At 41.1% G+C, this 26,229-nt stretch carries 30 protein-coding genes and 1 pseudogene; 25 read left to right on the plus strand and 6 right to left on the minus strand.

The window, feature by feature from the left end; all coding sequences use genetic code 11:
• Positions 1 to 258: 258 nt before the first annotated feature.
• Entirely contained in the window at positions 259 to 705 is a 447-nt protein-coding gene (rplM, locus tag ACHBGV_RS07880) for a 50S ribosomal protein L13 (RefSeq protein WP_002876943.1), read from the plus strand.
• A gap of 19 nt (positions 706 to 724) precedes the next feature.
• Positions 725 to 1,117 carry a 30S ribosomal protein S9 gene (rpsI, locus tag ACHBGV_RS07885; protein WP_002942223.1) on the plus strand — a complete coding sequence of 131 codons (393 nt, stop codon included), beginning with the start codon at positions 725 to 727 and terminating at the stop codon, positions 1,115 to 1,117.
• A 106-nt stretch (positions 1,118 to 1,223) separates the two neighbouring features.
• On the opposite strand, the gene xerC (ACHBGV_RS07890) is transcribed toward rpsI, so the two are convergent.
• From xerC (ACHBGV_RS07890) to xerC (ACHBGV_RS07905), 4 genes and pseudogenes are all read right to left on the minus strand, one after another.
• Complete coding sequence (gene xerC, locus ACHBGV_RS07890) at positions 1,224 to 1,775, minus strand: tyrosine recombinase XerC (RefSeq protein ID WP_394736066.1); 552 nt, start codon at positions 1,773 to 1,775, stop codon at positions 1,224 to 1,226.
• Positions 1,776 to 1,796: 21 nt separating this feature from the next.
• Positions 1,797 to 2,204 (minus strand): type II toxin-antitoxin system death-on-curing family toxin, encoded by a 408-nt coding sequence (locus ACHBGV_RS07895; protein WP_394736068.1) that lies wholly within the window; start codon positions 2,202 to 2,204, stop codon positions 1,797 to 1,799.
• Positions 2,201 to 2,422 (minus strand): AbrB/MazE/SpoVT family DNA-binding domain-containing protein, encoded by a 222-nt coding sequence (locus tag ACHBGV_RS07900; protein WP_394736069.1) that lies wholly within the window; start codon positions 2,420 to 2,422, stop codon positions 2,201 to 2,203. The genes ACHBGV_RS07895 and ACHBGV_RS07900 overlap by 4 nt, the downstream gene beginning before the upstream one ends.
• 420 nt (positions 2,423 to 2,842) lie before the next feature.
• Positions 2,843 to 3,397, minus strand: a pseudogene (gene xerC, locus ACHBGV_RS07905) (tyrosine recombinase XerC); the annotation flags it as partial.
• Between the two features lie 171 nt (positions 3,398 to 3,568).
• Between xerC (ACHBGV_RS07905) and ACHBGV_RS07910 the strand changes: the two are divergent.
• From ACHBGV_RS07910 to ACHBGV_RS07970, 13 genes are all read left to right on the plus strand, one after another.
• Positions 3,569 to 4,468 (plus strand): ROK family protein, encoded by a 900-nt coding sequence (locus ACHBGV_RS07910; RefSeq protein ID WP_394736071.1) that lies wholly within the window; start codon positions 3,569 to 3,571, stop codon positions 4,466 to 4,468.
• A gap of 111 nt (positions 4,469 to 4,579) precedes the next feature.
• Positions 4,580 to 5,422: an HAD family hydrolase gene (locus ACHBGV_RS07915; protein WP_394736072.1), complete on the plus strand. Its 843-nt coding sequence runs from the start codon at positions 4,580 to 4,582 to the stop codon at positions 5,420 to 5,422.
• Between the two features lie 94 nt (positions 5,423 to 5,516).
• Positions 5,517 to 6,947, plus strand: coding sequence for a 6-phospho-beta-glucosidase (locus ACHBGV_RS07920; RefSeq protein WP_172008953.1), 1,431 nt, complete (start codon positions 5,517 to 5,519; stop codon positions 6,945 to 6,947).
• 203 nt (positions 6,948 to 7,150) lie between these two features.
• Positions 7,151 to 7,480: a hypothetical protein gene (locus ACHBGV_RS07925; protein WP_125265994.1), complete on the plus strand. Its 330-nt coding sequence runs from the start codon at positions 7,151 to 7,153 to the stop codon at positions 7,478 to 7,480.
• 112 nt (positions 7,481 to 7,592) lie between these two features.
• On the plus strand, positions 7,593 to 7,832 hold the full coding sequence (locus ACHBGV_RS07930) for a SemiSWEET transporter (protein ID WP_125265995.1): 240 nt from the start codon (positions 7,593 to 7,595) through the stop codon (positions 7,830 to 7,832).
• Between the two features lie 242 nt (positions 7,833 to 8,074).
• Positions 8,075 to 8,392, plus strand: coding sequence for a PTS cellobiose transporter subunit IIB (locus ACHBGV_RS07935; protein ID WP_125265996.1), 318 nt, complete (start codon positions 8,075 to 8,077; stop codon positions 8,390 to 8,392).
• A 53-nt stretch (positions 8,393 to 8,445) separates the two neighbouring features.
• The gene (locus ACHBGV_RS07940; protein WP_394736073.1) at positions 8,446 to 10,437 is read left to right on the plus strand and encodes a BglG family transcription antiterminator; all 1,992 of its coding nucleotides are present in this window, start codon (positions 8,446 to 8,448) and stop codon (positions 10,435 to 10,437) included.
• Complete coding sequence (locus ACHBGV_RS07945; protein ID WP_125265998.1) at positions 10,434 to 10,748, plus strand: PTS cellobiose transporter subunit IIA; 315 nt, start codon at positions 10,434 to 10,436, stop codon at positions 10,746 to 10,748. Before ACHBGV_RS07940 ends, ACHBGV_RS07945 begins: the two co-directional genes overlap by 4 nt.
• Before the next feature lie 12 nt (positions 10,749 to 10,760).
• The gene (locus tag ACHBGV_RS07950) at positions 10,761 to 11,249 is read left to right on the plus strand and encodes a hypothetical protein (RefSeq protein WP_172066967.1); all 489 of its coding nucleotides are present in this window, start codon (positions 10,761 to 10,763) and stop codon (positions 11,247 to 11,249) included.
• Between the two features lie 11 nt (positions 11,250 to 11,260).
• Positions 11,261 to 12,616, plus strand: coding sequence for a PTS cellobiose transporter subunit IIC (gene celB, locus ACHBGV_RS07955; RefSeq protein WP_172095437.1), 1,356 nt, complete (start codon positions 11,261 to 11,263; stop codon positions 12,614 to 12,616).
• Positions 12,617 to 12,783: 167 nt separating this feature from the next.
• The gene (locus tag ACHBGV_RS07960) at positions 12,784 to 12,963 is read left to right on the plus strand and encodes a hypothetical protein (RefSeq protein WP_394736074.1); all 180 of its coding nucleotides are present in this window, start codon (positions 12,784 to 12,786) and stop codon (positions 12,961 to 12,963) included.
• A 158-nt stretch (positions 12,964 to 13,121) separates the two neighbouring features.
• On the plus strand, positions 13,122 to 13,451 hold the full coding sequence (locus ACHBGV_RS07965) for a Fic family protein (protein WP_394732426.1): 330 nt from the start codon (positions 13,122 to 13,124) through the stop codon (positions 13,449 to 13,451).
• 111 nt (positions 13,452 to 13,562) lie between these two features.
• Entirely contained in the window at positions 13,563 to 14,405 is an 843-nt protein-coding gene (locus ACHBGV_RS07970) for a hypothetical protein (protein WP_394736076.1), read from the plus strand.
• 112 nt (positions 14,406 to 14,517) lie between these two features.
• Here the strand turns inward: ACHBGV_RS07970 and ACHBGV_RS07975 are convergent, their stop codons facing one another.
• Both ACHBGV_RS07975 and ACHBGV_RS07980 read right to left on the minus strand, forming a co-directional pair.
• Positions 14,518 to 14,847, minus strand: a complete 330-nt coding sequence (locus ACHBGV_RS07975; RefSeq protein WP_172021232.1) for an antibiotic biosynthesis monooxygenase — start codon at positions 14,845 to 14,847, stop codon at positions 14,518 to 14,520.
• A 249-nt stretch (positions 14,848 to 15,096) separates the two neighbouring features.
• Entirely contained in the window at positions 15,097 to 16,011 is a 915-nt protein-coding gene (locus tag ACHBGV_RS07980; protein ID WP_172063964.1) for an AraC family transcriptional regulator, read from the minus strand.
• 109 nt (positions 16,012 to 16,120) lie between these two features.
• Here ACHBGV_RS07980 and ACHBGV_RS07985 point away from each other — a divergent pair, with 109 nt between their 5' ends.
• From ACHBGV_RS07985 to ACHBGV_RS08030, 10 genes are all read left to right on the plus strand, one after another.
• The gene (locus ACHBGV_RS07985; RefSeq protein ID WP_172021235.1) at positions 16,121 to 17,605 is read left to right on the plus strand and encodes a family 1 glycosylhydrolase; all 1,485 of its coding nucleotides are present in this window, start codon (positions 16,121 to 16,123) and stop codon (positions 17,603 to 17,605) included.
• A gap of 46 nt (positions 17,606 to 17,651) precedes the next feature.
• Positions 17,652 to 18,035: a VOC family protein gene (locus ACHBGV_RS07990; protein ID WP_172066970.1), complete on the plus strand. Its 384-nt coding sequence runs from the start codon at positions 17,652 to 17,654 to the stop codon at positions 18,033 to 18,035.
• A gap of 11 nt (positions 18,036 to 18,046) precedes the next feature.
• Positions 18,047 to 19,528, plus strand: a complete 1,482-nt coding sequence (locus ACHBGV_RS07995) for a 6-phospho-beta-glucosidase (RefSeq protein ID WP_394736077.1) — start codon at positions 18,047 to 18,049, stop codon at positions 19,526 to 19,528.
• Between the two features lie 8 nt (positions 19,529 to 19,536).
• Positions 19,537 to 20,139 carry a histidine phosphatase family protein gene (locus ACHBGV_RS08000; RefSeq protein ID WP_172079718.1) on the plus strand — a complete coding sequence of 201 codons (603 nt, stop codon included), beginning with the start codon at positions 19,537 to 19,539 and terminating at the stop codon, positions 20,137 to 20,139.
• An 11-nt stretch (positions 20,140 to 20,150) separates the two neighbouring features.
• Positions 20,151 to 20,768, plus strand: coding sequence for a histidine phosphatase family protein (locus ACHBGV_RS08005; protein ID WP_394736078.1), 618 nt, complete (start codon positions 20,151 to 20,153; stop codon positions 20,766 to 20,768).
• Positions 20,765 to 22,204, plus strand: coding sequence for a 6-phospho-beta-glucosidase (locus tag ACHBGV_RS08010; protein ID WP_394736079.1), 1,440 nt, complete (start codon positions 20,765 to 20,767; stop codon positions 22,202 to 22,204). The genes ACHBGV_RS08005 and ACHBGV_RS08010 overlap by 4 nt, the downstream gene beginning before the upstream one ends.
• An 87-nt stretch (positions 22,205 to 22,291) precedes the next feature.
• On the plus strand, positions 22,292 to 23,281 hold the full coding sequence (locus tag ACHBGV_RS08015) for a lipoate--protein ligase (RefSeq protein WP_394736081.1): 990 nt from the start codon (positions 22,292 to 22,294) through the stop codon (positions 23,279 to 23,281).
• Between the two features lie 149 nt (positions 23,282 to 23,430).
• Positions 23,431 to 24,279, plus strand: a complete 849-nt coding sequence (locus tag ACHBGV_RS08020) for an S-adenosyl-l-methionine hydroxide adenosyltransferase family protein (protein WP_105110865.1) — start codon at positions 23,431 to 23,433, stop codon at positions 24,277 to 24,279.
• Positions 24,280 to 24,303: 24 nt separating this feature from the next.
• Positions 24,304 to 24,855: an ECF-type riboflavin transporter substrate-binding protein gene (locus ACHBGV_RS08025; RefSeq protein WP_105110866.1), complete on the plus strand. Its 552-nt coding sequence runs from the start codon at positions 24,304 to 24,306 to the stop codon at positions 24,853 to 24,855.
• A gap of 274 nt (positions 24,856 to 25,129) precedes the next feature.
• Positions 25,130 to 26,113 carry a rhodanese-related sulfurtransferase gene (locus tag ACHBGV_RS08030; protein WP_125266010.1) on the plus strand — a complete coding sequence of 328 codons (984 nt, stop codon included), beginning with the start codon at positions 25,130 to 25,132 and terminating at the stop codon, positions 26,111 to 26,113.
• Positions 26,114 to 26,229 lie beyond the last annotated feature (116 nt).

Consider the following 26,229-nt stretch of genomic DNA (forward strand, 5'->3'; position numbering starts at 1 on the left):
TTTCTATACTGAGTTGGGGAATTCTAGTATATCAGACGAACATGTCTTTTTTGTTGCACTTCATTTTACAACGCGGGGCGGTTTAAAAAGTGAAAAAAGTAAAGTAAAATATCTTGACGCCGACTGCTAGATTTGATACAATGGTAGACGGTATTGTTTACCCCATTTGAAAGGCCCCGGAACCTTCCAAATACCTTCGATGGGACGGAACACCCATCGCCCTGTAAACAAATATTACGAATTCGTATAGGAGAAATCATGAACAAAACAACTTTCATGGCTAAACCAGGCCAAGTTGAACGCAAATGGTACGTAGTAGACGCTACTGATGTACCTCTTGGACGTCTTTCTGCAGTAGTTGCTAGCGTACTTCGCGGAAAAAACAAACCAACTTTCACACCCCACACTGATACTGGTGACTTCGTTATCGTTATCAATGCTGAAAAAGTGAAATTGACTGGTAAAAAAGCGACTGACAAGATTTACTACACTCACTCAAACCACCCAGGTGGATTGAAATCAATCTCTGCTGGTGAATTGCGTTCTAAAAACGCTGTTCGTTTGATCGAGAAATCAGTTAAAGGTATGCTTCCACACAACACTTTGGGTCGTGCACAAGGCATGAAATTGAAAGTGTTTGTAGGCGCTGAGCACACTCACGCTGCACAACAACCAGAAGTACTTGATATTTCAGGTCTTATCTAAGGGAAAGGACGTAATCTAAATGGCACAAGCACAATACACAGGTACTGGTCGTCGTAAAAACGCGGTTGCACGCGTACGTTTGGTCCCAGGTACTGGTAAAATCACAGTAAACAAAAAAGATGTAGAAGAGTACATCCCACACGCTGACCTTCGTTTGGTGATCAACCAACCATTCGCAGTAACTTCAACACAAGGTTCATACGACGTTTTCGTTAACGTGAACGGTGGTGGTTACGGTGGTCAATCAGGTGCGATCCGTCACGGTATCGCGCGTGCATTGCTTCAAGTAGACCCAGATTTCCGCGATTCATTGAAACGTGCAGGCCTTCTTACACGTGACGCTCGTATGGTTGAACGTAAGAAACCAGGTCTTAAGAAAGCACGTAAAGCTTCACAATTCAGTAAACGTTAATATACCGCGATATATCAATGTTTCAGAGCACTCAAGAGTTTACCTCATGGGTGCTTTTTTCGTGTTTTTTTGAAAAGTTCACCTCAAAATTTACCTTATTTTTACCTTATTGTTTCAGAGAGTTTAAGGCATATTCTCCAACCGCCATAGGGATGACATTGGAGGTATTGACATAAATTTGAGTTGTAGTAGTATCGCTGTGGGTTAGAGCCTCTGAAATAGCTTCTAAGCTCATACCTGCTTGTTTAGCAAGTGTTGCACCAGTGTGCCGTAATTTATGAGGTGTAGCGTGTGTCAAATATGGGTGACGATTTTTAACTGTTCTCATCTTATTGTTAAGATAATCTGCGTGTAGGGGTTTATTTACGTTTCCTTTAGTATCTACATAGGTAAATACAAATTGCTCAGAGTTCGTAATGATACCAAACTTTGCAAGTTCACGCCTTTGTTGTTTTTTCCAACTACGGAGAAGTTGAAGTAATTCAGCTGAAATAGCAAAGATTGTTTTCTTGTTCCCTTTAGTTGCTTTTGTATCGCCATATCTGTCTAGTGCCTGGAGTAGCTGAATTTGAGATTTTTCAAAGTCAATGTGTTTCCATTGAAGAGCGTAGCTTTCGGATTTTCTATCTCCTAAGAAGAAGGTAAAAGTGGCTATCAACTTCGGTCGATAACCACTTTTCTATTTTTTGTATACTCTATTTTCTTCTTTCAAAAACTGGATAATCCTATCTTTTAATTCCTCGAAGTCACCTTGAAATGTAGCAATATCAATCGTTTTTTCCAGTCCATCGTTTAAGGAAAGGTTGGATTGGTATCCATTCATTGCTAGAAACATATGTAAAGCAAGCACCGCAGTTCGCTTGTTGGCGTTCTTGAATGGGTGTTTCTTAATTAGGTTTATCCAGATAATGGCAGCCTTACTATACATATCGGGATAGAGTATTTTTCCAAAAATCTCTTGTTTTGGCTGCTCAATAATCATCTGTAGGCTATTTGGATCAGCTATCCCAACGGGCTCCTTTGGGGAATACTTTCCAATAACCATAACATTGATTTTGATAATGTCTTCAGCGGTTAGGTATTTCATTTATCTACCAACTCTTTCAATAATTCATCGTATTGGCTCATAGCATTTTCTAACTCTTTGTCAAAGTCAAATGTTGGCTCAGCTTTACGGATGATGACATTATTTCCTGAAGTGACGAATTCGATTTCTTCACCAATTTCTGCACCAAGCGCTTCTTTAATGGCGTTTGGAATAGTAATAACAGTGCTGTTACCTGTTTTGCGTAATAAAACATTCATCGGATATACCTCCTGTATTTGTAAATACATTATACAAGATATATACAAAAATTAAAAGTGAATACTTCTGTTTGACACATTTTCTAGAATCAAGAATAAGGTAAACTTTTATATTTTCTGGTCCGATTTTGCATATTTTGATTGAAAATTTACCTTATTTTGATGAAATTAGTTGAAATTGGATGAAATTTTAAGTTTTGAAAACCTGTGAAAACGTTGATATTAAAAGTTTTTGGAATTAGTTGAAATAAACAATGCTCCAACCAGGTCTTAAGAAAGCACGTAAAGCTAGCCAGTTCTCAAAACGTTAAGAACCAGCTACATTACAGCATTTACAACACTTCATGGTTCACACCACGGGGTGTTTTTTTGATATTTTTTCGCAAAATTCACACCACTTTTCACACCAAATTCACACTATTACTTTTTGAGGTTTCGATAAGCGATTTCGCTAACAGCCATTGGAATGACATTTGAAGTATTGACATAGGTCTTGGTTGTGAGGGTGTCGCTATGCGTGAGAGCCTCTGAAATGGCTTCTAGTGATGTTCCTGCTTCCTTAGCTAGTGTTGCTCCAGTGTGGAGTAATTTGTGCGGTGTTGCATGAGTCAGCTCCTTGTGACGGCGTTTGACTGACTTCATTTTGTTATTGAGATAATCAGCGTGTAAGGGGCTATTCACATTGCCTTTCATATCGATATAGGTAAATACATATTGTTCATCAGATTGGATAATGCCGAATTTGGCTAGTTCGGCTTTCTGTTATTTTTTCCAAGATTGGAGAAGATCAGTAAGTTCATTAGGAATTTGAAATGTTGTTTTCTTGTTCCCTTTAGTTGCTTTCGTATCGCCATATCTGTCTAGTACCTGGAGTAGCTGAATTTGAGATTTTTCAAAATCAATGTGTTTCCATTGAAGAGCGTAGCTCTTGGATTTTCTATCTCCTAAGAAAAAAGTTGTATAGAATAATACATAATATCTATTGCTTGAAACAAAAAAGGCAAAATTGTGTCAAGAAAATGATTTCATCAGGAAATACTCTTTGTATCAATTGTTACCAAAATTTAGGGAATGAAGCGCTATATCACGGCCTTGTCATTTACCTAGCTTTTGATACAATAGAATGAAAAGAGAAAGGAGCAAGTTGTGAAAAAATATCTTTCCATTGACATTGGGGGCACTCTAATTAAATATGGGGTGCTGTTAGAGACCGGGGAGTTACTTTATAAGAAGAATAGACCAACGCCTTCAGACTTGGAAGCAATGAAGCTGGCGCTGGAGTCTATCTATCGTGAGATTGCGGATAACGAGGAGCTGGAAGGAATTGCCATTTCCTGTCCAGGCAAGGTAGATAGCCGGGAGGGAGTCGTTTATTATGGTGGAGCGCTGACCTATCTTCATCAATTTCCTATCGCAGATTTCATGAAGAATTTGAGTGGCAAATCTGTCGTCGCTATCAATGATGGCAAGGCTGCTGCCCTAGCTGAAAAATGGCAGGGAAATTTAGTAGACGTTGAAAATGGTATGGCTCTTGTCCTTGGAACAGGGCTTGGAGGAGGGATTATTTTGAATAATCAGCTCTTGCAGGGCCACCATTTCCAGGCTGGAGAATTCAGTTTTCTCCTTCCAAATGATGAACAGCCAGATGGTGAACACGGTGCTGGCTTCCGTTATTCGCCTGTGCAAATGATTGGGAAAATTGCAGATGTACTGGGCTTGCCAGATAAGAAGGACGGCCGACAAGTATTTGAGTACATTAACGCAGGAAATGAAGAAGCTCTTGCTATCTTTAAGCAATTTTGTAAATACTTGGCTATTCTCATTTATAATACCCAAGTGATTATCGATACCCAGAGGGTTGTAATCGGGGGAGGCATTAGCGCCCAGCCTATTTTACTCCAAGAAATTGAAAAGCAATATAGAGACCTGCTAGCAGGCCTGCCTTTTGTAGGGGCTATGATTACTCCGGTGGAAATTTTACCATGTAAATTTGGCGGTGATGCGAACCTAATGGGTTCTTTGTATCAATTATTGCAGGAAAACTAGGCCCATGTGTCTAGTTTTTTCATAGAATAGTATCACTTTATCACATTTTTTTACTATTTTTTTCTAAAAATACATACTATACTAGAATTAAGAAAAACATGAGGTGAAGAAATGTCAAAAATTATTTTTCTAGATGTAGATGGTACCTTGGTTGATTACCACAATCGTATTCCTCAATCGGCTATCGAGGCCATCCAGCAGGCACGCCAAAATGGGCACCTTGTCTATGTCTGTACAGGTCGCAGCCGAGCTGAAATGCAGCCAGAATTGTGGGACATCGGCTTGGATGGCATGATTGGTGGCAATGGCTCCTATGTAGAGCACCAAGAGGAAGTGGTCATGCACCAATTGATTTCAGAAGAGGATTCCAAGGCCATTGTGGATTGGCTCCAAGGCCGTGGCTTGGAATTTTATTTGGAAAGCAACAACGGTCTATTTGCCAGCGAGAATTTCCGTGAACGTGCGCGTGAAACGCTCAAGATTTACAGTATGTCTAAGGGGAAAACGGCCGAAGAGGTGGCTCATCAAGAAGTAGAAGATGTCATGCATGGCATGGTATTTGGTGGTCAGCTCTATCGCAATGACCTCAATAAAGTCAGCTTTGTCCTCGATTCTTATCAGGATCATCTGGATTCAAAAGCAGCCTTTCCGCACTTGAAGGCCAATACTTGGGGAGGACGCGGCGAGACGGCCTTGTTCGGTGACCTGGGGGTAGCCAATATTGACAAGGCCCGTGCTGTTGAGGTTCTCCTGGAGCATTTGGGAGCCTCGCAGGCAGATACCATTGCGTTCGGGGATGCTAAAATTGACATTCCGATGTTGGAATACTGTGCGATTGGTGTTTCCATGGGAAATGGCGGCCCTGAGATTCTAGCCATGGCTGATATGGTGACAGACGATGTGGAGGAGGATGGCCTCTACAATGCCTTTGAAAAATTGGGGTTGTTAGACTAAGAGCGTTCACTTCCGTATCAGTGAGGAAGAAAACGCTATCAACATTTCAAAAGGAATAGTTTATACTAGACTCATCAATAACAGGAGGGACAAGATGTCTACATTTAAAGAAGGATTTTTATGGGGTGGAGCTGTTGCAGCTCATCAACTTGAAGGTGGCTGGCAAGAAGGTGGTAAAGGTATCAGTGTTGCCGATGTGATGACCGCTGGACGTCATGGAGTTGCGCGTGAGATAACGCCAGGTGTCTTGGAAGGCAAATATTATCCGAACCATGAGGCGATTGATTTCTATCATCGCTATAAGGAAGATATTGCTCTATTTGCAGAATTAGGATTTAAATGCTTCCGTACATCAATTGCATGGACTCGGATTTTCCCAAAAGGTGATGAATTAGAGCCAAATGAAGAAGGCCTACAATTCTATGATAATCTTTTCGATGAATGTTTGAAGCATGGCATTGAGCCAGTGATTACATTGTCACATTTTGAAATGCCCTATCACTTGGTTACAGAGTATGGTGGTTGGAAAAATCGTAAGTTAATTGATTTCTTCGTACGATTTGCTGAGGTTGTATTTAAACGTTATAAGGACAAGGTTAAATACTGGATGACCTTCAATGAAATCAATAACCAAGCCAACTATCAAGAAGATTTTGCTCCATTTACAAATTCAGGGATTGTTTACAAAGATGGAGATAATCGCGAGGAAATCATGTACCAAGCTGCTCATTATGAGTTGGTAGCATCTGCACGTGCTGTTAAAATCGGTCACGAGATTAACCCAGATTTCCAAATTGGCTGTATGATTGCTATGTGTCCAATCTATCCAGCAACTTGCAATCCAAAAGATATTTTGTTGGCACAAAAAGCAATGCAAAAACGCTATTACTTTACAGATGTGCATGTGCATGGTTTCTATCCAGAACATATCTTTAAGTACTGGGAGCGTAAAGGCTATCAGATCGATATCACAGAAGATGATAAGCTAGACCTATTGGCAGGATGTGTAGATTATATCGGCTTCAGTTATTACATGTCATTTGCGATTAGTTATCACCGTGAAAATCCTCATTATGATTATTTGGAAACAGAGGATTTAGTGCGGAATGAATATGTGAAGGCCTCTGATTGGGACTGGCAGATTGACCCAGAAGGACTTCGCTATGCACTCAACTGGTTTACAGACATGTATCATCTACCGTTATTTATTGTTGAAAATGGTTTTGGGGCCATCGACCAACTAGAAGAAGATGGTATGGTCCATGATGATTATCGGATTGATTATCTTGGTGCCCATATTTCTGAAATGAAAAAAGCAGTGGTAGAAGACGGTGTCGATCTCATGGGTTATACACCGTGGGGTTGTATCGACCTAGTGTCTGCAGGAACTGGTGAAATGCGTAAACGGTATGGATTTATCTATGTAGATAAGGATGATGAAGGAAAAGGGACATACGCTCGTAGTCCGAAGAAATCCTTTGCTTGGTACCAAGAAGTCATTAAGACAAATGGTGCTAATCTATAAGTAGCCCCCTAAAAACTTCTCTAATGTTAGAGGAGTTTTTTTATAAAAACTATTGAAAAGGTTTTTAAAAAGAGTTATACTGTAACTATAATAAAGACGTCGTAGGTGATGTAGCGATATAAGATGTGTTAGTTCTATATTGCCACTTTTAGAGCAAGCAAATAATATAGTTGAACGAGAGAATCGTTAGAAAGAGGTAACATATGAAATTTATTAACTTACTCATATTAGTATCTGCGATGATTTTGGTGGTCTGGGGCTCGCTGATTTTAATCTTTTGGTTACTAAGGCTTGGTATAAAAGCAACGAAAGATAGGAACATCTATTTCTTCAAGTTCAATCCTAAAGAAAAAAAGCTGACAGTGTCATCAACTGAGGCTTATGTGGTCACTTATGCAGGTAAGAATCAACTTTCCGTTCGATCATATTTGGCACCAGATCAGCTTTTAGAACTTCTAAAAAGAGACTATCAGCTGACCGACGACGAAATCAGCCTACAAACAATGCCCTTCTTTCTTTTTCCTAGCTGGTAATACTCCTGCCGATTGCAGGAGTATTTCCGTATCCTAAGGAAAATATTTCTATGAAGCTATTTCCTGGAATGTACTATACTAGCTACAATTGACGCATTGAAAAGGAGAAGCAATGATTGGATTTGTAGCAGCATGTTTAACTACATTTGGTTTTTTACCACAGGTAATCAAAGTTATTCAGACTAAGGATACCGCAGCTATATCACTCGGCATGTATAGTATGTCTGTAGCTGGTATTAGTTTATGGCTTATTCATGGGATAATGATTGGAGACTTAGCTTTAATATTGGCAAATGGTGTTTCGGTCATTCTATCTGGCATAATTTTGTTGCATAAGCTAAAATATAAGTAATCGGGTTTGTTGTAACTGGTCTAGGAATTTACTCCAGATAGGCATTCTGTCGTATTAGTAATATAAAAAATGAGTAAATGCACTTTATTCATATTCAACATATGGCTGGGCTTAGGCTCAGCCAATTTTAATGTTTTATACAAAACAAATTCCATTTCCGCTTTGAAACGGAAAAAGACTCTATGGAGAATGACAACGCTTTCTTTTATAATAAATGTATTAAAGAAAAGGAGAATAAAATTATGAAGAAAGCGTTAATTATTTGTGCAGCAGGTATGTCATCATCCTTGATGGCTAAGAAAACTACAGAGTTATTTAAAAGCAAAGGTGTAGACATCGAAGTGGATGCAATCAATGCTACTGAGGGAGGTAAAGCTATTGCAAATGCAGACTTTGACCTGTACCTTGTAAGTCCTCAAACAAAAATGTTCTTCAAGCAGTTTGAAGAGGCAGCGCAAAAAGTTGGAAAACCAGTTGCGCAAATTCCGCCACAAGCCTATATTCCAATTCCAATGGGAATTGAGAAGATGGCTACCTTGATTACGGAGAACATTGGATAGAACTTGAGTTGATGATATAATAGGTCTATTACGATTTTTTGGAGGGGTATTCTATGTTAAGTAAAAAAGAACGCCAACTGCTTCAGTATTTAGAGAATCATCGGGATTCTTATACGACTAGTAAGCAGTTGGCGGACTACCTATCGTGTTCAGATAGGACAGTCAGGACCTATTTAAAACAAATCAATGAAGTAATAGAATCCCCAACCTACTCTAATGTATTGATTATCCACTCTAAGCAAGGATACGGTTATCAACTTGAAATTATGGATGAAGGACGCTTTCAGGAAATGATGAGTGAGTCTACTAATCTAGATGGGATGAGTGATAGTCATGGTCGTTACCATTATATTCTAAACAAATTATTATTTGAGCAAGCTGAGTTATATTTTGATGATTTGGCAGATGAATTATTTATTAGTCGCTCTACTTTGTCGCATGAATTTAAGAAAATCCGTCGCGACTTAAGTAAATACAATTTGATTATAGAGAGTAAGGCCAATAAAGGTGTCTATGTTTTGGGAGATGAATGGGACAAACGTCGCTTTATCATGGATTATTTCTTTAGAGATAATTTTTTCAAAAGCATGCATAATTATATTGGTGGTAATATTGGTCAATCTCCAATTAGTCTTGAAGAATTGACATTGATTGTTCTAGATGAGTGTCGGGAAGCCAATTTAAAACTATCTGATTTTGTGATTCAAAACCTGGTTATCCATATTTCTCTAGCCTTGAGACGAATTAGCGAAGGTTTTAGAATGGCTCCAATTGAAGAGCTTGCTTCGGAACTCTACCAAGCAGAGCAGATGACCGCACAAAAAATATTGGATAGGATTTATAAGGCAACAGGGATTATGTGTCCCAAAGAAGAGATAGACTATATTACCTTGCACCTTGTATCAAAGGGGAAATTACTTGCGAAAGAAAGTCACCAAGACGAAGAAATGCAGCTGAGAGAAGAGTTGGTCTCTGTCCTTGAAAGTTCAAGTTTGGCAAAAGAATATCAGTTCCAACAAGATTCGCAATTGTTGGAGGGTGTGGTTACTCACATGACGACCTTGTTGGTCAGATTGAAAACAAAAGTTCATCTAGAAAATCCATTGCGCGATGAAATTAGAGAACAGTATTCACAAGCTTTTGAATTGACCAGAACTATTTTGCAGGAGATGCCACTCCTATCTGCTTTTCACATTTCAGATGATGAGGTTGCTTATGTAGCTTTGCATTTTATGGCAGCTATGGAGCGCTTGAAAGAGAAGTATAAATATCGGATTTTGGTGATTTGTGCGACAGGTTATGGTAGTGCACAGCTGTTGCGAAACCGAATTGAGCGTGAATTGGGGAATATGGTCCATATTGAAGATGTTATTGGCTACTATGACTTGAGTGATGCTCGGCTGGAGAATATTGATTTCATTATTTCATCAATTGACTTATCAAATCTAGTGTTTAGTGTTCCAGTATTTACGGTTAGTGTCTTTTTAACATCTGACGAAGCAAGACAGATAAAGCAGTCGGTCAAAGAGCCACGATTTTCTTCGCGTCCGACAATTGATTTTGAGAGACAACGTTTTTCAAATCTTGAAACTCTCTTTGAGCAGTATTTCTCAGAAACTTGTTTTATGAAAGTGGAACGGATTGATAAGGAGAGTTTGCTACAGGAGATGGCCAAACAGTTATCGCTTGGAGAAGCTCCAGACTTTGCTGGTAACTTGCTAGATCATATTCACCAACGGGAACAGATGAGTTCAATTGTATTTAGTGAACGGATTGCTGTGCCCCACCCAATTAAGCCGATTTCTAATCGTCATAAGATTGGAGTAGCAATTGTTTCAGATGGTTTGAAGTGGAATGAAGCTAGCCCATCAATTCAATTAGTATTTTTACCCTCACCGTCTGTGTACCAGAATGAGGGAATGGCGCAATTAACATCGCAAATTGTAGCTTTATTGGAGGAAGAAAATCTACAGCAAGAAATGCTTGTTTGTCAGACCTTCCAAGAATTTAAAGAGATATTTTTAAAAATAGGAGATAAAAAATGAATCAGGAAGAATTGCAAGTAGCAGCCTTTGAAATTATCTTGCACAGCGGAACTGCACGAACGGAAGTTCATGAAGCATTTGCTGCCATGCGTGCCGGTGATTTTGAAGCTGCTTATGAAAAGTTAGAGATTGCCAACAAGGAATTGGTGGAAGCCCATCATGCCCAAACCCATTTACTACAAGAATATGCAAGTGGTGTTGAGATAAAAATTGAAATTATCATGGTACATGCTCAGGATCATTTGATGACTACGATGACATTGAGAGAAGTTGCTCTCGAAATGCTAGAACTGTATAAAAAGATAGGATAGGAGAAAGTCAAGATGCAGAAAAGTACGCTTACAAGTATGAAGGAACAGCAGGCTGCGAAAAATAGAGCTTTTCAACGCTTTATGCTCTTTCGCTACAGTATAGCTCTTTTCTTCTTTGCAAATTGTTACTGGCTCATCCAGTTATGGTTTCAAAAATCTTGGCTCTTAGCCTTTCCTCTTATTTTACTAGTTTTTTGGGTGATGGCTAGTGCTGAACAGATGGCCTTATATGGTCGTAAAAATATTTCTTTACGATTAACTTCACGAGCCTTGCTTGTTCAAATAGTGACCAATATTGGATTGTGTCTAGCAGTCGGAATTGGTTTCGGTAAACAATTGTTTCCTGTATTTTCGGATCGCCCAGCGACATGGTTGGTTCTGATTGGACTTCTCTTGATTGGACTTGGCATCTTAGCTTTTAATCGCAAGCGAATTGAACAAATCAAAATCAATCGTGATCCATACTATTTACGGTTTCAAAATATAATCTATCACACATAAAGGAGTTTATTATGGAAGAACAAAACGGATTGTTCGGTCTCTTAGAAAAACATTTGATGGGACCAATGGGTAAATTAGCCCAAATGAAGATTGTACGTGCTATTACAGCAGCAGGTATGGCTGCCGTACCTTTCACAATTGTGGGTTCAATGTTTTTGGTGTTCTCAATCATTCCACTCGCATTCTCATTCATCCCTGCTATTCAAACATTCTTTGATGCGACAATTGCAAACTACACATCAATGTATATGGTTGCCAATACAGCTACGATGGGTATCCTAGCTCTCTACTTTAACCTTGCAATTGGTTATGAGTTGACAAAGATTTATGCTGAAGAAGAAGGATTAAACTTGACACCACTGAATGGTGCTCTCCTTTCACTCTTTGCTTTCGTTATGTCTGTTCCAGAAGTTATCTTCGGAAATGGCACTTCTAGTCTAGTTACAAATTTGGATCCAGATAAAGGCGCTATTGTAGTTGATGGTTTCCAAGTTGGTGGAGGAATTGCTCGCTTTGGTACATCTGGTATCTTTACAGCGATTATCATGGCAGTTGTTGCAGTTCTGCTTTACCGTCTCTGTGTAAAACGTAACTGGGTAATTAAAATGCCCGATTCTGTGCCAGAAGGTGTGTCTCGTGGTTTCACTGCTTTGGTACCAAGTTTTGTCATTGCATTTGCTGTCATCATTGTAAATGGTGCTCTTGTATTGATGGGAACAGATATCTTCAAAGTGATTGCTATCCCATTTGGCTTTGTTACTAGCTTGACTGATACTTGGATTGGTCTCATGATTATCTATCTCTTGACCCAGTTGCTCTGGCTTGTTGGTATTCACGGTGCAAACATTGTCTTTGCCTTCGTTAGCCCAATCGCTCTGGCGAATATGGCGGCAAATGCTGAGGGGGCACGTTTTGTAGTAGCAGGTGAATTCTCAAACATGTTCGTTATTGCTGGTGGTTCAGGTGCGACTCTCGGTCTGTGTATCTGGTTGGCAACACGTGCACGCTCAGAGCAATTAAGTGCTATTGGTAAAGCTGCACTTGTTCCAGGTATCTTCAATATCAACGAACCATTGATTTTTGGTCTCCCAGTTATTTACAATCCAGCTTTGGCAATTCCGTTTATTCTTGCACCAATTGCATCAATGACTGTATACTATGTTGCGATGAAACTCAACATGATTAATGCAGTTATTGCTCAAGTTCCATGGCCTACACCAGTAGGTATCGGTGCTTTCCTTGGAACAGCTGACGTGAAAGCGATTGTTCTAGCTTTGGTTTGTGCACTCACTGCCTTCTTGGTTTACTACCCATTTGTTCGTGCTTATGATAAGAAACTCTTGGCAGAAGAGCAAGCACAAGCTTAAACAATATCAATTGATTTGAAACAGTGAAGAGGAGCCGTCATAGGTTCCTTTTTACTGTTTGCTTAATGTGACTAGGTGATTAGTTGCATTCTTTCATCGAGAATAGAGTCATTTTTGGGCCTCAAAATGTGTAAAAATGATATAATCATGATAGATAGAGGTTGAAGATGACTCTAGAAGTAAACAAAGATGCGATGACGATAATGGATGTGACTTTTGAGAATCGAATGGTTTTCAAAAGTGTTTGGTATGCACTCAATACCAATATGATTGAATGTTGGGTACCAACAGTTGAAGATGTCGAGCGTTTGCGGACAGAAGCAATGGCTCTAAGGGTGCCGTGGTGATACGAAAGCATTATGATGATTATGACCATATAGACCCAACTAATATTTAGACCTATCCTGGAACTTCAGTCCTAATCAATAAATTTGGTGTAAGGGATGCAAAAAGAGTTAGTGAGCAGGAGTTTAGTTTTGTGGCGAGTCAAAGCATCAAACTCTTTATGTCACCAATTGAAGTGCATAGTGTCTCTGATATTTTACAAATCCACAAAGTGCTCTTTGGAGAAATCTATGGTTGGGCTGGAGAATATCGACGGGTCAATATTTCTAAAAGTGGACATGCCTTTATGCCAATTCAATCCTTTGGAACAGCAGAGGAGTATTTGAACCGTTTAATTCGCCATCATATTGAAGAAGCCAGTAGCCGGTCAGAGATTTGCAAGAGCTTGGTAGATATTTTGGACAATCTATATTATTTTCACGCTTTTCGTGATGGCAATGGTCATACCCAACGTGAGGTCATTCGTTCTCTAGCACTTATGAAACAATAGGAATGTGAAATTTCCATTGGTGAAGATGATGAAGATATTTTTGCAACTGCACTAGCTCCATTAGTAGTAGAAGACGGGGTAAAGTCCACAGAGCTTGAAGAAAAAGAATGGTTGTTATCTAACGATCGTCAAGTAGCTGATTATCTTTATGGACTTCCTGCGGAGCATTTGGCTTCGTTGATGGGAAATGCTGGTATTCGTATGTCTGTCTTTCCGCACCTGTATAAAGATGGGGTAGTCATTCCGAAGGAAGGATTTGATACTTCAAATTATAATGATGTGCCTCTACTTTTAATAACAGGAACTAGTGAATTTTCTTTATTCACAGCTTTCGATCCCTATTTTGCAAATTCTGTGACAGATGGCAGTCTATTTTCAGATGCTGACAAATTAAAAGAATTTATATTTACTGAATCATATGGTAGTACTCTGTATCGTCTGTCTAACACTGTAAATAGTGCTAGAAAATTGCAAGGAACATATAAATTACCAATATACATTGGAGAAATTTCTTATGGAGATAATGCAGAGACTACTCCAAAAACAGCTCAGTTGTTGGGTGCGTTTCATGGAGTATTTGAACCCTTGCTTCAACAACCATCAAATTATGCAACATTTATTGGTGAGGATTTTGAAGCCGACGGTAGCAAGCAATTAATTCAACAGTTTAAAGCATATTTGAAAGAATTCATCGCAAATGGTAGTCCTAATGGAAAAGATTTACCACAATGGAAAAAGTGGATAGCAGGTGGGAATCAAGTGATGAAGTTTGACGCTAGTCTAGAAAATGCAGAAATTGAATTGGGTGAAGATTCACAAACTGCTGAGGATATTGTCGTGAACCTTCGAGCAGATAGCACTTTATCTGCAGATAAAAAACAAGTTTTAATTGACAATGTGTTGAACGGTCGCTGGTTCAGTCAACCATTGGATGGTTTGAAGGTTAATGAATAGTTTATTTTTGATGTATTAAAAAATATAAAAGTAAAAAGCAACACAAGGTGTTGACAACGGTCAAATAAAAAATAAAGTGGTTGGCAGTGCCAATCACTTTTTTGAATCTTGTTTAGCGATGAAGAAAATCCTTATCTCGCTCAGGAATGCCCGCCTTATCACTCTGATAGCGTTCAGCGGTGACAGTCAGCTGGTACTTGCTTCGCAAGTCTAAGATCTCCTGCATCATTGGGGAAGCATGGTGGATATCTAAGGCGGTTTGGTCCGTCCAACTATCGACCAAGAGGATGGAATGGGGATCATCGAGCGGTGCAAAGTATTGATAATGTGTATTCCCAGCCTGCTGGCGAATGCGGTCAGCAATGCCACTAGCTTCCATTTCCTGAGCGAAAGCACGCGCATTGCTAGCTGGTCCAGTGTAGTAGAGGTGCATGGTGATCATAGTATAAGATATAGAGGGCGCTAAGCGGACACTGACAAAATATAGTCTTTTAGTTTACTTTTAGTACTAGGCAATGAGCTGCAGGCAGTACTGAAGTACGGCAAAGCGAATTAACGAAGTAATAAAAGAAAAACTAAATGACGTAGGAAACAGAACGACGATGCAAGCGTCGAGTTCTCGTTTATCTTTTTATCACAGTCCGTAGCCCGTATTTAGTTCAACCAAATACGGAGGCCCTAGTCCTTTCTATTATTTATCAAAATTAGTATAGGTCCTATTCTTCCGCAATTGCTTGCGGTAGCTGCTAGGTGTTGTATGGTAGTATTGCTTGAACTGGCGGTTGAAGTTGGACAGGTTATTAAAGCCAACTTCGGTCGCAATTTCAATCACAGGCTTGAGAGTGTTTGTGAGGAGCTCGGTGGCTGCCCGTAGTCGGACTTGGATGATAAATTCCATACAAGAAGTTCCTGTTTGTTGCTTGAAAATCGTCATAAAATGGGTTTTTGTATAGCCCATTTGCTCTGCTAGCTGCTCGATGGAGAGATTTTCTGCATAATGGTCTTGAATGTATTCAATCAACAACCGGAGTTTTTCATTTTTCCGATACATATCATCAGTATTTTTCCGGACGATGTAGCGGTAGCGGTAGAGCAGGTAGAAGAAGTCAAAGAGTCGGCTCTTGAGAGGTAGCTCAAAGTAAGGTGGCTGGTGTCTGACCAACTCAAAAATGGTGAGCAGGCATTGTCGAATCTCCGCGTAGGCAGGGTCTTGGGGCTGGATGCGTGGAATACACTTGAAAACATCTGTCTGTAAGGGTTGTAGGTAGAGCATACTGGTCTGATCTAGGTGAGACGCCCCCATCATATCCAAGTGAAAGAGAAGGGTATCCGTTTCGTGCCCCCGTTGCTCAATCGGATGGATGGAATGCGCAGCATTGGGTCGGATCAGGATAATATCACCAGCCTGACTATTGAAATAATCATAGTCGATATGGTAACGGGCCGTCCCTCCGTAAACATAGTTGATTTCAAATTCATTGTGCCAATGAAAGAGAATGTCAGGAATGCCATCCATGACACAGGTATGGTAATACTTATAGGGTAACAAACGACTATCGTAGTCAATGGTGTGCTTAAACTGTTTATCCGTTAATGGCGGTTGCATATATTCCTCCTATTCGTAGGATAGTATCATTATAGCATATTATTTGAGAAGAAAAGGGTTTCAAATCTGTTTATACTATATTTATTAGAAAAAATAAAGGAGAAGTAATATGTCACGATTTCCAAAAAATTTCCTCTGGGGAGGAGCTATCGCAGCCAACCAGGCGGAAGGTGCTTACAATGTGGACGGACGCGGTTTAGTCCAGACAGACGTTACAACAGGAGGATCTGTCAACAGCCCCCGCTATACAACCTACATTGATAAAGACGGCAAGCCAGGTAAATATGCTTCTATGGGGCATGCTGGCGGTCATCTGCCAGAAGGGGCGACCTATGCCGTCCTAGAAGACTACTATTATCCAAACCACAAGGCTGTGGACTTCTACCACCGCTATAAAGAAGATATCAAGCTCTTCGCAGAAATGGGTTACTCCGTTTTCCGCTTGTCGATTTCATGGGCACGGATTTTCCCAAACGGTGATGATGCAGAGCCAAACCAAGCAGGTCTTGATTTCTATCGTTCTGTTTTTGAAGAATGCCGCAAATATGGTATTGAGCCATTGGTTTCCATTTGGCACTTCGATACACCTTTGAGCTTGGAGCAACGCTATGGTGGTTGGACCAATCGTAAGCTCGTTGATTTTTATGTCAAGTATGCAGAAACCATTTTCAAGGAATACAAGGGTCTTGTCAAATACTGGTTGACCTTCAATGAAATCAACGGTGGTATCATGTTCTTGGATCTCTTTGGTGATGAGATGACTGACCAGGATTATCAAGATGCCTACCAAAGTCTTCACCATCAATTTGTTGCCTCAGCCAAGGCTGTTCAAATCGGGCATGAGATTGACCCAGAATACAAGATTGGGAACATGATTTGTGGTATTGCCTTCTACCCTGGCACCTGTGACCCAGCAGATATCCTTGCCAACCAACACGCTTGGGAGCAAAACATCCACTATTGTGGTGATGTGCAGGCAAAAGGAAAATATGGTACTTATGCTAAACGCCTCTGGGCAGAGCATAATGTGGTGGTTGAGATGGCTGAGGATGACTTGGAAGTTCTGGCCAAAGGGAAAGTCGATATGTACACCTTCTCATACTATATGTCTACCGTTGTGACTACCCACACATCTGAAGACACGGTTGCAGGCAATTTCTCAGCAGGAGCCAAAAATCCTTACTTGACTTACTCAGACTGGGGTTGGGCACACGATCCATCTGGACTCCAATACTACCTTGAAAAAATGTATGATCGCTATGAAATTCCACTCATGGTTGTAGAAAATGGTTTAGGAGCCTTTGATACAGTTGAAGAAGACGGCTCTATTCATGATGATTACCGTATCGACTACCATCGTGCCCATGTCAATGCGATGGCAGATGCCATTGCCAATGGTGTTGATTTGATTGGCTATACGACTTGGGGCTGTATTGACCTAGTATCAGCAGGAACAGGTGAAATGCGCAAGCGCTATGGATTTATATACGTCGATATGGATGATGCAGGAAATGGTACACTTGAGCGTACACCTAAAGATTCATTCTATTGGTACAAAAAAGTAATTGCCAGCAATGGTGAAGATGTAGAATAGGAAAACGGCAATGTGCCGTTTTTCTTGAAGAAAGGTTGAAAATTTCATGAAAATAGAACACCTTGCCATTTATACTCAAGATTTAGATGGCTTGCGTATCTTTTTTGAATCTTATTTTGGCGCAGAGTCGAATCAGCTTTATCATAATAAAAAAACGAGTTTCAAATCGTATTTCCTGACATTTGAACATGGAGCACGTCTTGAAATTATGACAAGAGATGATGTGATAGATAAGCCAAGCCAACTCAATCACCTAGGTCTCATTCACCTCGCTTTTAGTTTAGGGAGCAAAGAAGCGGTGGATAGCTTAACTGCAAGACTTCAGCAGGATGGTTATCCCATTCTTAGTGGACCACGGGTAACTGGCGATGGCTACTACGAATCGTGTGTGTTAGGTTTTGATGATATACAAATAGAATTAACATTATAAGGAGGCAAACAGTGTCAAAAAAACAATTTCCAGAAGGTTTTCTGTGGGGTGGTGCAACAGCAGCCAACCAGTATGAAGGTGGTTGGAATTTAGGTGGTCGTGGCCCTGCAACTTCGGATACTTCGCGTGCAGTGGCGCCAGAAGAACGCAAAAGTATGGGAAGTGAGTTTACCAGCCCAATGACGCGTGAAAAGTTGGATTTTGCGCTTAAAGATACGGAAGGACTATATCCAAAACGATGGGGTTCAGATTTCTATCATCGCTACAAGGAAGACATCGCCCTCTTTGCAGAAATGGGCTTCAAGACCTTCCGCTTGTCGATTGCCTGGTCTCGTATTTTTCCAAAAGGAGACGAGTTAGAACCGAATGAAGAAGGACTGGCCTTTTATGATGCGGTCTTCGATGAGCTGAATAAATATGGTATCGAGCCTTTGGTCACATTGTCCCACTATGAGTTTCCAATTCATTTAGTTACAGAATATGGTGGTTGGAAAAGTCGTAAAGTGATTGATTTCTTTGTTCACTATGCTGAAACAGTCTTCAATCGTTACAAGGGAAAGGTTAAATATTGGCTAACTTTCAACGAAATCAATATCCTTGGTATGACTGGTTACTTGTCGGGAGGTTTATTATTTGAAGATGGTCAACTGCATTTAGATGAGATGTATCAAGCAGTCCATCATCAGTTTATTGCTTCAAGTTTAGCAACTAAAGTAGCCCATGAGATTGATCCAGAGAATAAGGTTGGTTGTATGCTGGCGCGAATGGAGGCTTATCCGGCAACCTGTCATCCTGATGATGTGATGCATGCTATTCAAAAAGATCAGAGCAATCTCTTTTATTCTGATGTGCAAGTACGTGGGGCTTATCCACGCTATATGAAGCGTTTCTTTAAGGAAAACAATATTCAAGTACAGTTTGAACCAGGCGATGAGGCGATTTTGAAACAATATCCAGTCGATTTCATGAGTTTCTCTTATTATATGACTTCTGTTACACGGCATCCAAATAACCTAACACCAGAGCAAAAATCAACTGCAGGTAACTTGATTTTGGGAGAAGCAAATCCCTATTTAGAAGCTTCTGATTGGGGCTGGCAGATAGACCCTGTCGGACTTCGTATCACCCTCAATAAGCTCTATGACCGTTACCAAGTTCCCCTCTTCATTGTGGAAAATGGTCTGGGAGCCTTGGATAAGGTGGAGGAAGACGGCAGTATCCAGGACGGCTATCGTATTTCCTACCTGGAAAAACACATCCAGCAAATGTATGAAGCGATTGAAGATGGTGTGGAGCTTATGGGTTATACACCTTGGGGATGTATTGACTTAGTTTCTGCTTCAACGAGTGAAATGTCTAAACGCTATGGCTTTATCTACGTTGATGCAGATGACCAAGGCAATGGTAGCTTTGATCGCTCACGTAAAGATTCCTTCTTCTGGTATAAAGAGGTCATTGCCAGCAATGGAGCCAATGTATTGATAGAAAAATAGGAGGTCTTATGACAAAAACGATTTATCTCATGCGTCATGGTGAAACTCTCTTTAATACGCAAAAACGAGTGCAGGGTTGGTCGGATTCTCCCTTGACAGAACGTGGTATCGCCCAAGCACAAGCTGTTGGTCAGTATTTTAAGGAGCAGGGAATCGTCTTTACCAGTGCCTATTCTTCCACGCAAGAGAGAGCTACTGATACACTAAAATTAGTTACGGATGCTCCCTACCAACAGCTCAAGGGGCTCAAGGAGATGAACTTCGGGATTTTCGAAGCCAGAGAGGAAGAATTGCTTCCCAAGCATCGTCCTGGAGCTCGTTCTTTCGAAGACCTCTTGGTGCCATTTGGAGGCGAGGATATTCGAGCAGTTGGAAGTCGTGTCAAAGAGGCGATTCTCTCTGTCGCGGAAAGGGATCCAGCTGATCCAATCCTCATGGTCAGTCATGGTGCAGCCATTTGGGGATTGGTGCAGGTTTTGGAGGTTACCTTTCCACCAGGCGTCTTCCTGCCCAACTGTGCCATTTGCCAGCTGACTGTTGAAAATGGGCAAATACGATTTGAAAAACTGATTGATTCCGCACATGATTTTAAGGTTTATGACTTCAAGTAAGGAGGTTTAGTATGAACTATCTTTACTTGATGCGTCATGGACAGACGCGGTTCAACCTCCAAGGACGGATTCAAGGTGCTTGCGATTCTCCTCTGACAGATGAAGGAAAGGAACAAGTACGGGCTGCTGGTCGGTATTTTCAAGAGCAGTCTATCTCTTTTGATAAGATTTATTCTTCCACTCAAGAACGGGCCTGTGATACGGCAGAATTGGTTACAGGGAGGACGGACTATGTCCGCTTGAAAGGGTTGAAAGAACAGGATTTCGGAGCCTTCGAGGGTCAACAGGAATACCTCAATCCTCCCTTACAGGGAGACATTGGCTACGGTGATTATTTTGTCACCTTTGGAGGCGAATCCTATCGAGATGTCCGAAAACGTATGGAAGAAACCATTGGAGGTATTATGGAAGAAACGGACGATCAATCCGTTTTAGTAGTTAGCCATGGAGCCGCCATCGCCCAATTTTTCAGACAGGTATTGACAGATTTTCCGCGAGTACGGATGCGGAATTGTGCCATACTGACTTTTACTTATGAAGACGGTCACTACGATTTGCAAAGCATTGTGGATCCCGTTAATAAAGAAACTCTCTATCAAAAAGAAGGAAAGGAAAAGGAGAAAAAATGATAGTAACAAAAGTATTTCCAAAAGGATTTTTATGGGGTGGTGCAACAGCAGCCAACCAATGTGAAGGAGCTTACGATGTAGACGGACGTGGTCTTGCCAACGTCGATGTCGTGCCGATTGGCGAAGACAGGGCTGCCATTATCACGGGACGTAAGAAAATGTTTGACTTCGAGGACGGTTATTTCTATCCAGCCAAAGAGTCTATCGACATGTACCATCATTTCAAGGAAGATATTGCTCTCTTTGGTGAAATGGGCTTTAAGACCTACCGTCTTTCAATCGCTTGGACACGGATTTTCCCTAAGGGAGATGAATTGGAGCCTAATGAAAAAGGCCTACAATTTTACGAGGACTTGTTCAAGGAATGTCACAAATACGGGATTGAGCCTTTGGTGACCATTACTCACTTTGACTGTCCGATGCATTTGATTGAGCACTATGGTGGCTGGCGCAATCGCAAGATGCTGGAATTCTACGAGCGTCTTTGCCGGACTCTCTTCACTCGCTATAAGGGCTTGGTTAAATATTGGTTGACCTTTAATGAAATCAACATGATTCTTCATGCGCCATTTATGGGTGCAGGACTTTACTTTGAAGAAGGTGAAAATGTAGAAGAGGTCAAATACCAAGCGGCCCACCATGAGTTAGTGGCTTCAGCTATTGCGACCAAGCTTGCCCATGAAATCGACCCAGAAAACAAGGTCGGCTGTATGTTGGCGGCGGGTCAATATTATCCAAATACTTGTCATCCGCGCGATGTCTGGGCGGCTATCAACCAGGACCGTGAAAATTATTTCTTCATTGATGTACAAGCGCGTGGGGAATACCCAAATTATGCCAAGAAGCATTTTGAACGCGAAAACTTAAATATCGTGATGACGGAGGAAGATTTGACCCTTTTGAAAGAGCATACAGTTGATTTCATTTCCTTCTCTTATTATTCAAGCCGTGTGGCATCTGGTGACCCAAAAGTCAATGAAAAGACAGCTGGTAACATCTTTGCCTCTATCAAAAACCCATATCTGGATGCCTCAGAGTGGGGCTGGCAGATTGACCCACTTGGCTTCCGTATCACGATCAACTCTATCTGGGATCGCTATCAGAAGCCAATGTTCGTTGTTGAAAATGGTCTGGGCGCTGTCGATACGCCGGATGAAAACGGCTATGTGGCAGACGACTACCGGATTGATTACTTCCGTAAGCACGTTGAAGCCATGCGTGATGCCATTGTTGAGGACGGCGTAGAATTGTTGGGCTACACAACCTGGGGCTGTATTGACCTGGTGTCTGCAGGTACCGGTGAGATGAAAAAACGCTACGGCTTTATATACGTAGATCGTGACAATGAAGGTAATGGAACACTCAAGCGTTCTAAGAAAAAATCATTCGACTGGTACAAGAAGGTTATCGCCAGCAACGGTGCCGATATTGATTAATATAAAACAAGCCTCGCGCTTGTTTTTTGTTATCGTTTCCAATATAATAAAAGGTGGTTAACAATTTATAAAATCAAGGAGTCTAGCATGAAATACATTGTAAATAACAGTAACAATCCTGCTTACAATATCGCTCTCGAAGCCTATGCCTTCAAGGAATTGACCGATATTGATGAAATCTTTATTCTCTGGATCAATGAGCCTGCCATTATCATCGGTAAGCATCAGAATGCTATTCAAGAAATTAACAAAGAGTACACAGATGAAAACGGCATTCACGTTGTTCGTCGTTTGTCAGGTGGTGGCGCGGTATACCACGACCTCAACAACCTCAACTACACCATTATTTCCAATAAGTCTGAAGAAGGTGCTTTTGACTTCAAAACCTTCTCCAAACCTGTGATTGATACTCTTGCGACACTAGGTGTTGAGGCGAATTTTACCGGCCGTAACGACCTTGAGATTGATGGGAAGAAAATCTGTGGAAATGCCCAAGCCTATGCTAAAGGTCGCATGATGCACCACGGCTGTCTCCTCTTTGACGTGGATATGACCGTCCTTGCCAATGCGCTCAAAGTTTCCAAGGATAAGATTGAGTCTAAAGGGGTTAAATCTGTCCGTGCGCGTGTGACCAATATCAATGATGAATTGCCAGAAAAAATGACTGTTCTGGAGTTCAAGGATGCCATCCTCAACCAAATGAAGAAGGAATATCCAGATATGGACGAGTATGTCCTGACTGACGAGGACTTGGCTCGTATCCAAGAAATCCATGATACCCAATTTGGTACTTGGGAATGGAATTTCGGTCAAACGCCTGAGTACACTGTGGAGCGCAACGTTCGCTACCCAGCAGGTAAAATCACAACCTATGTGAAAACGGAGAAATCTGTTATCGAAAATATCAAGATTTATGGTGACTTCTTTGGTATAGGAGATGTTTCGGATATTGAGAAATTGCTGATTGGTACACGCTACGAATATGCGGACGTCCTTGCCAAGTTGCAAGAAATCGATACCACGCATTACTTCTCACGCATGACGACAGAAGAAGTGGCTAAGGCTATTGTAGCCTAAGGAATAAGGAACTTGGGTGTATTTTTAATCAGACACTCAGGCTCCTTTTCTTGTTATAGTTAAAACTTATAACAGAGCTTAGAAATTACCTATTGGATTCTTGAAGCGTTTTTTGTTATCCTAGAACAGTATCAAATTTAGGAGAACTTATGTCTAATAATTTACTTGTTTTACAATCGGATTTTGGTCTTGTTGACGGAGCGGTTTCAGCCATGATTGGTGTAGCCCTCCAGGAATCACGTGACCTTGTGGTTCACAATTTGACCCACGATATCACCCCTTACAATATTTTTGAGGGCTCTTACCGCCTCTTCCAGACAGTGGAATACTGGCCAGAAGGCACTACTTTTGTATCGGTTGTTGATCCAGGTGTTGGCTCCAAGCGTAAGAGCGTGGTGGCATTGACCGAGCAAAATCACTATATCGTTACCCCTGACAACGGTACTCTGTCTTTCATCAAGAAGCACGTTGGTATCAAGGCAGTACGCGAGATTTCTGAAGTGGCCAATCGCAGAGCTAATACAGAGCATTCCTATACTTTCCATGGTCGCGATGTCTATGCTTATACCGGTGCTAAGTTGGCATCTGGGCATATCACTTTTGAAGAAGTGGGGCCAGAACTGCGAGTTGAAGACGTTGTTGAAATTCCAACCGTTCCAACAGAACTTGGACAAGACTTTGTCAAGGGTGCCATCGACATTCTCGATGTTCGCTTCGGTTCTCTCTGGACCTCGATTACCCGTGAGGAGTTCTATACCCTCAACCCGCAGTTTGAAGACCGCTTTGAGGTGACCATTTACAACAATGATATGCTGGTCTACCAAAACCAAGTGACCTATGGCAAGTCCTTTGCGGATGTCCGCATTGGTCAGCCACTCTTGTATATCAATTCCCTCTACCGTGTTGGTCTTGCTATCAACCAGGGTTCATTTGCCAAAGCCTACAACGTTGGCGTCGGTCAAAACTGGCATATTGAAATCAAACGCATTGTTAACTAAACATATTTTTTAAGGAGATTTAGGATGAAAAATAATTCTATCAAAACAGTTGTCGCAACCGGTATTGGTGCAGCCCTCTTTGTGGTAATTGGGATTTTAATCAGCATTCCGACACTCGTTGTACCAAATACTTCTATTCAGCTTCAGTATGCTGTCCAATCCCTCTTTTCTGTTATCTTTGGTCCAGTTGTTGGTTTCTTGGTCGGCTTTATCGGTCATGCTTTCAAGGATTCATTGCAGTACGGTTCACCATGGTGGTCATGGGTTTTGGCATCAGGTGTATTTGGTTTAGTGCTTGGTTTTGCCAAAAATCGTCTTCGTGTCCAAGAGGGAATTTTCGAGAAAAAAGATATTCTTTCCTTCAACATTTTCCAAATTATTGCTAACGTAGTAGCTTGGGGAGTAGTTGCACCTGTTTTGGATATCCTGGTTTATAGCGAGCCTGCAAATAAGGTTTTTGCGCAAGGCTTGGTTGCTGGTATTGTGAATGGCCTGACAGTGGCTATCGCAGGAACAATTTTGGTAGCCGTTTATACCAAATCACAAACTCAAACTGGAAGTTTGTCAAAAGATTAAGAAATGTGCCTGAGAAGAGATTCTCAGGTATTTTTCTGTTATAGCTTCAAACCATAATAACATGCAAATAGTCCTACCATCGGAGCAGCTTGGGAAATTGCAGGCATTGAGGGAAGAATTATCAGACCAATAGTTTCAATCAAGATTTTTGTATTTCTGCCGGATTCGGGGTATAATTTTACAGACTGTGTTATTGAAAAATAGCAGAGCTTCGAGCTGGTCAAATCGCTTGATTAGCGCTAATCTATTGCAAAGATTAAAGGAGAATCACACCATGTCAAAAGACATTCGCGTATTGCTATATTATAAATATGTTCCAATCGAAAATGCGGAAGCTTATGCAGCTGAGCACTTGGAATTCTGTAAATCGATTGGTCTCAAGGGGCGTATCTTGATTGCTGATGAGGGCATCAACGGTACTGTTTCTGGTGACTATGAAACAACTCAAAAGTACATGGATTATGTCCATGCTAACCCGCTTTTCAGCGACCTTTGGTTTAAAATTGATGAAGAAAATGAACAAGCATTCAAGAAAATGCACGTTCGCTATAAGAAAGAAATCGTACATTTGGGTCTAGAAGACAATAACTTCGATAGTGATATTGACCCGCTTGAAACAACAGGTGCTTACTTGTCACCAAAAGAATTCAAAGAGGCGCTTCTGGACGAAGATACCGTTGTTTTGGATACCCGTAACGACTATGAGTATGACCTAGGTCATTTCCGTGGCGCAATCCGTCCTGACATTCGCAATTTCCGTGAATTGCCACAATGGGTCCGTGACAACAAGGAAAAATTCATGGACAAGCGTGTCGTGGTTTACTGTACAGGTGGCGTCCGGTGTGAGAAATTCTCTGGCTGGATGGTCCGCGAAGGCTACAAGGATGTCGGCCAATTGCATGGCGGTATCGCAACTTATGGTAAGGATCCAGAAGTTCGTGGTGAACTGTGGGATGGTAAGATGTATGTCTTTGACGAGCGTATCGCTGTGGATGTCAACCACGTAGACCCGACAGTTGTTGGTAAGGACTGGTTTGACGGCACACCATGCGAACGCTATGTCAACTGTGGTAATCCATTCTGTAACCGCCGCACCCTCATGTCAGAAGAAAATGAGCATAAGTATGTTCGTGGATGTTCTGCAGAATGCCGTGCCCATGAGCGCAACCGTTACATCTCTGAAAACGGCTTGACCCGCGAAGAATGGGCAGCACGTTTGGAAGTAATTGGTGAGAGCTTGGCACCAGTGCATGCTTAATTATATGTAGGAGTTTGGAGAAATCCGAGCTCCTTTTTTTGGCTCTTTGTCAACTGTAGTGGGTAGATGAAAAGCTAACACCTAGAGAGGACGAAATTCGTTCTCTCATTTTTGAT

The sequence above is a fragment of the Streptococcus sp. A34 genome (genome assembly GCF_043674115.1).
Classification (GTDB): domain Bacteria; phylum Bacillota; class Bacilli; order Lactobacillales; family Streptococcaceae; genus Streptococcus; species Streptococcus suis_V.

Coding starts and splice junctions, on each gene's coding strand:
- ACHBGV_RS07960 (WP_394736074.1), top strand. CDS start 12,784: ATGACTCTAGAAGTAAACAAAGATGCGATGACGATAATGGATGTGACT.
- ACHBGV_RS07920 (WP_172008953.1), top strand. CDS start 5,517: ATGTCTACATTTAAAGAAGGATTTTTATGGGGTGGAGCTGTTGCAGCT.
- ACHBGV_RS07950 (WP_172066967.1), top strand. CDS start 10,761: ATGCAGAAAAGTACGCTTACAAGTATGAAGGAACAGCAGGCTGCGAAA.
- celB (WP_172095437.1), top strand. CDS start 11,261: ATGGAAGAACAAAACGGATTGTTCGGTCTCTTAGAAAAACATTTGATG.
- ACHBGV_RS07900 (WP_394736069.1), bottom strand. CDS start 2,422: ATGAATGTTTTATTACGCAAAACAGGTAACAGCACTGTTATTACTATT.
- ACHBGV_RS08030 (WP_125266010.1), top strand. CDS start 25,130: ATGTCAAAAGACATTCGCGTATTGCTATATTATAAATATGTTCCAATC.
- ACHBGV_RS08010 (WP_394736079.1), top strand. CDS start 20,765: ATGATAGTAACAAAAGTATTTCCAAAAGGATTTTTATGGGGTGGTGCA.
- ACHBGV_RS08000 (WP_172079718.1), top strand. CDS start 19,537: ATGACAAAAACGATTTATCTCATGCGTCATGGTGAAACTCTCTTTAAT.
- rpsI (WP_002942223.1), top strand. CDS start 725: ATGGCACAAGCACAATACACAGGTACTGGTCGTCGTAAAAACGCGGTT.
- ACHBGV_RS08005 (WP_394736078.1), top strand. CDS start 20,151: ATGAACTATCTTTACTTGATGCGTCATGGACAGACGCGGTTCAACCTC.
- ACHBGV_RS07925 (WP_125265994.1), top strand. CDS start 7,151: ATGAAATTTATTAACTTACTCATATTAGTATCTGCGATGATTTTGGTG.
- ACHBGV_RS07935 (WP_125265996.1), top strand. CDS start 8,075: ATGAAGAAAGCGTTAATTATTTGTGCAGCAGGTATGTCATCATCCTTG.
- ACHBGV_RS07975 (WP_172021232.1), bottom strand. CDS start 14,847: ATGATCACCATGCACCTCTACTACACTGGACCAGCTAGCAATGCGCGT.
- rplM (WP_002876943.1), top strand. CDS start 259: ATGAACAAAACAACTTTCATGGCTAAACCAGGCCAAGTTGAACGCAAA.
- ACHBGV_RS07895 (WP_394736068.1), bottom strand. CDS start 2,204: ATGAAATACCTAACCGCTGAAGACATTATCAAAATCAATGTTATGGTT.
- ACHBGV_RS07965 (WP_394732426.1), top strand. CDS start 13,122: ATGTCACCAATTGAAGTGCATAGTGTCTCTGATATTTTACAAATCCAC.
- ACHBGV_RS07940 (WP_394736073.1), top strand. CDS start 8,446: ATGTTAAGTAAAAAAGAACGCCAACTGCTTCAGTATTTAGAGAATCAT.
- ACHBGV_RS07985 (WP_172021235.1), top strand. CDS start 16,121: ATGTCACGATTTCCAAAAAATTTCCTCTGGGGAGGAGCTATCGCAGCC.
- ACHBGV_RS07990 (WP_172066970.1), top strand. CDS start 17,652: ATGAAAATAGAACACCTTGCCATTTATACTCAAGATTTAGATGGCTTG.
- ACHBGV_RS07915 (WP_394736072.1), top strand. CDS start 4,580: ATGTCAAAAATTATTTTTCTAGATGTAGATGGTACCTTGGTTGATTAC.
- ACHBGV_RS08025 (WP_105110866.1), top strand. CDS start 24,304: ATGAAAAATAATTCTATCAAAACAGTTGTCGCAACCGGTATTGGTGCA.
- ACHBGV_RS08020 (WP_105110865.1), top strand. CDS start 23,431: ATGTCTAATAATTTACTTGTTTTACAATCGGATTTTGGTCTTGTTGAC.
- ACHBGV_RS08015 (WP_394736081.1), top strand. CDS start 22,292: ATGAAATACATTGTAAATAACAGTAACAATCCTGCTTACAATATCGCT.
- ACHBGV_RS07980 (WP_172063964.1), bottom strand. CDS start 16,011: ATGCAACCGCCATTAACGGATAAACAGTTTAAGCACACCATTGACTAC.
- ACHBGV_RS07945 (WP_125265998.1), top strand. CDS start 10,434: ATGAATCAGGAAGAATTGCAAGTAGCAGCCTTTGAAATTATCTTGCAC.
- ACHBGV_RS07930 (WP_125265995.1), top strand. CDS start 7,593: ATGATTGGATTTGTAGCAGCATGTTTAACTACATTTGGTTTTTTACCA.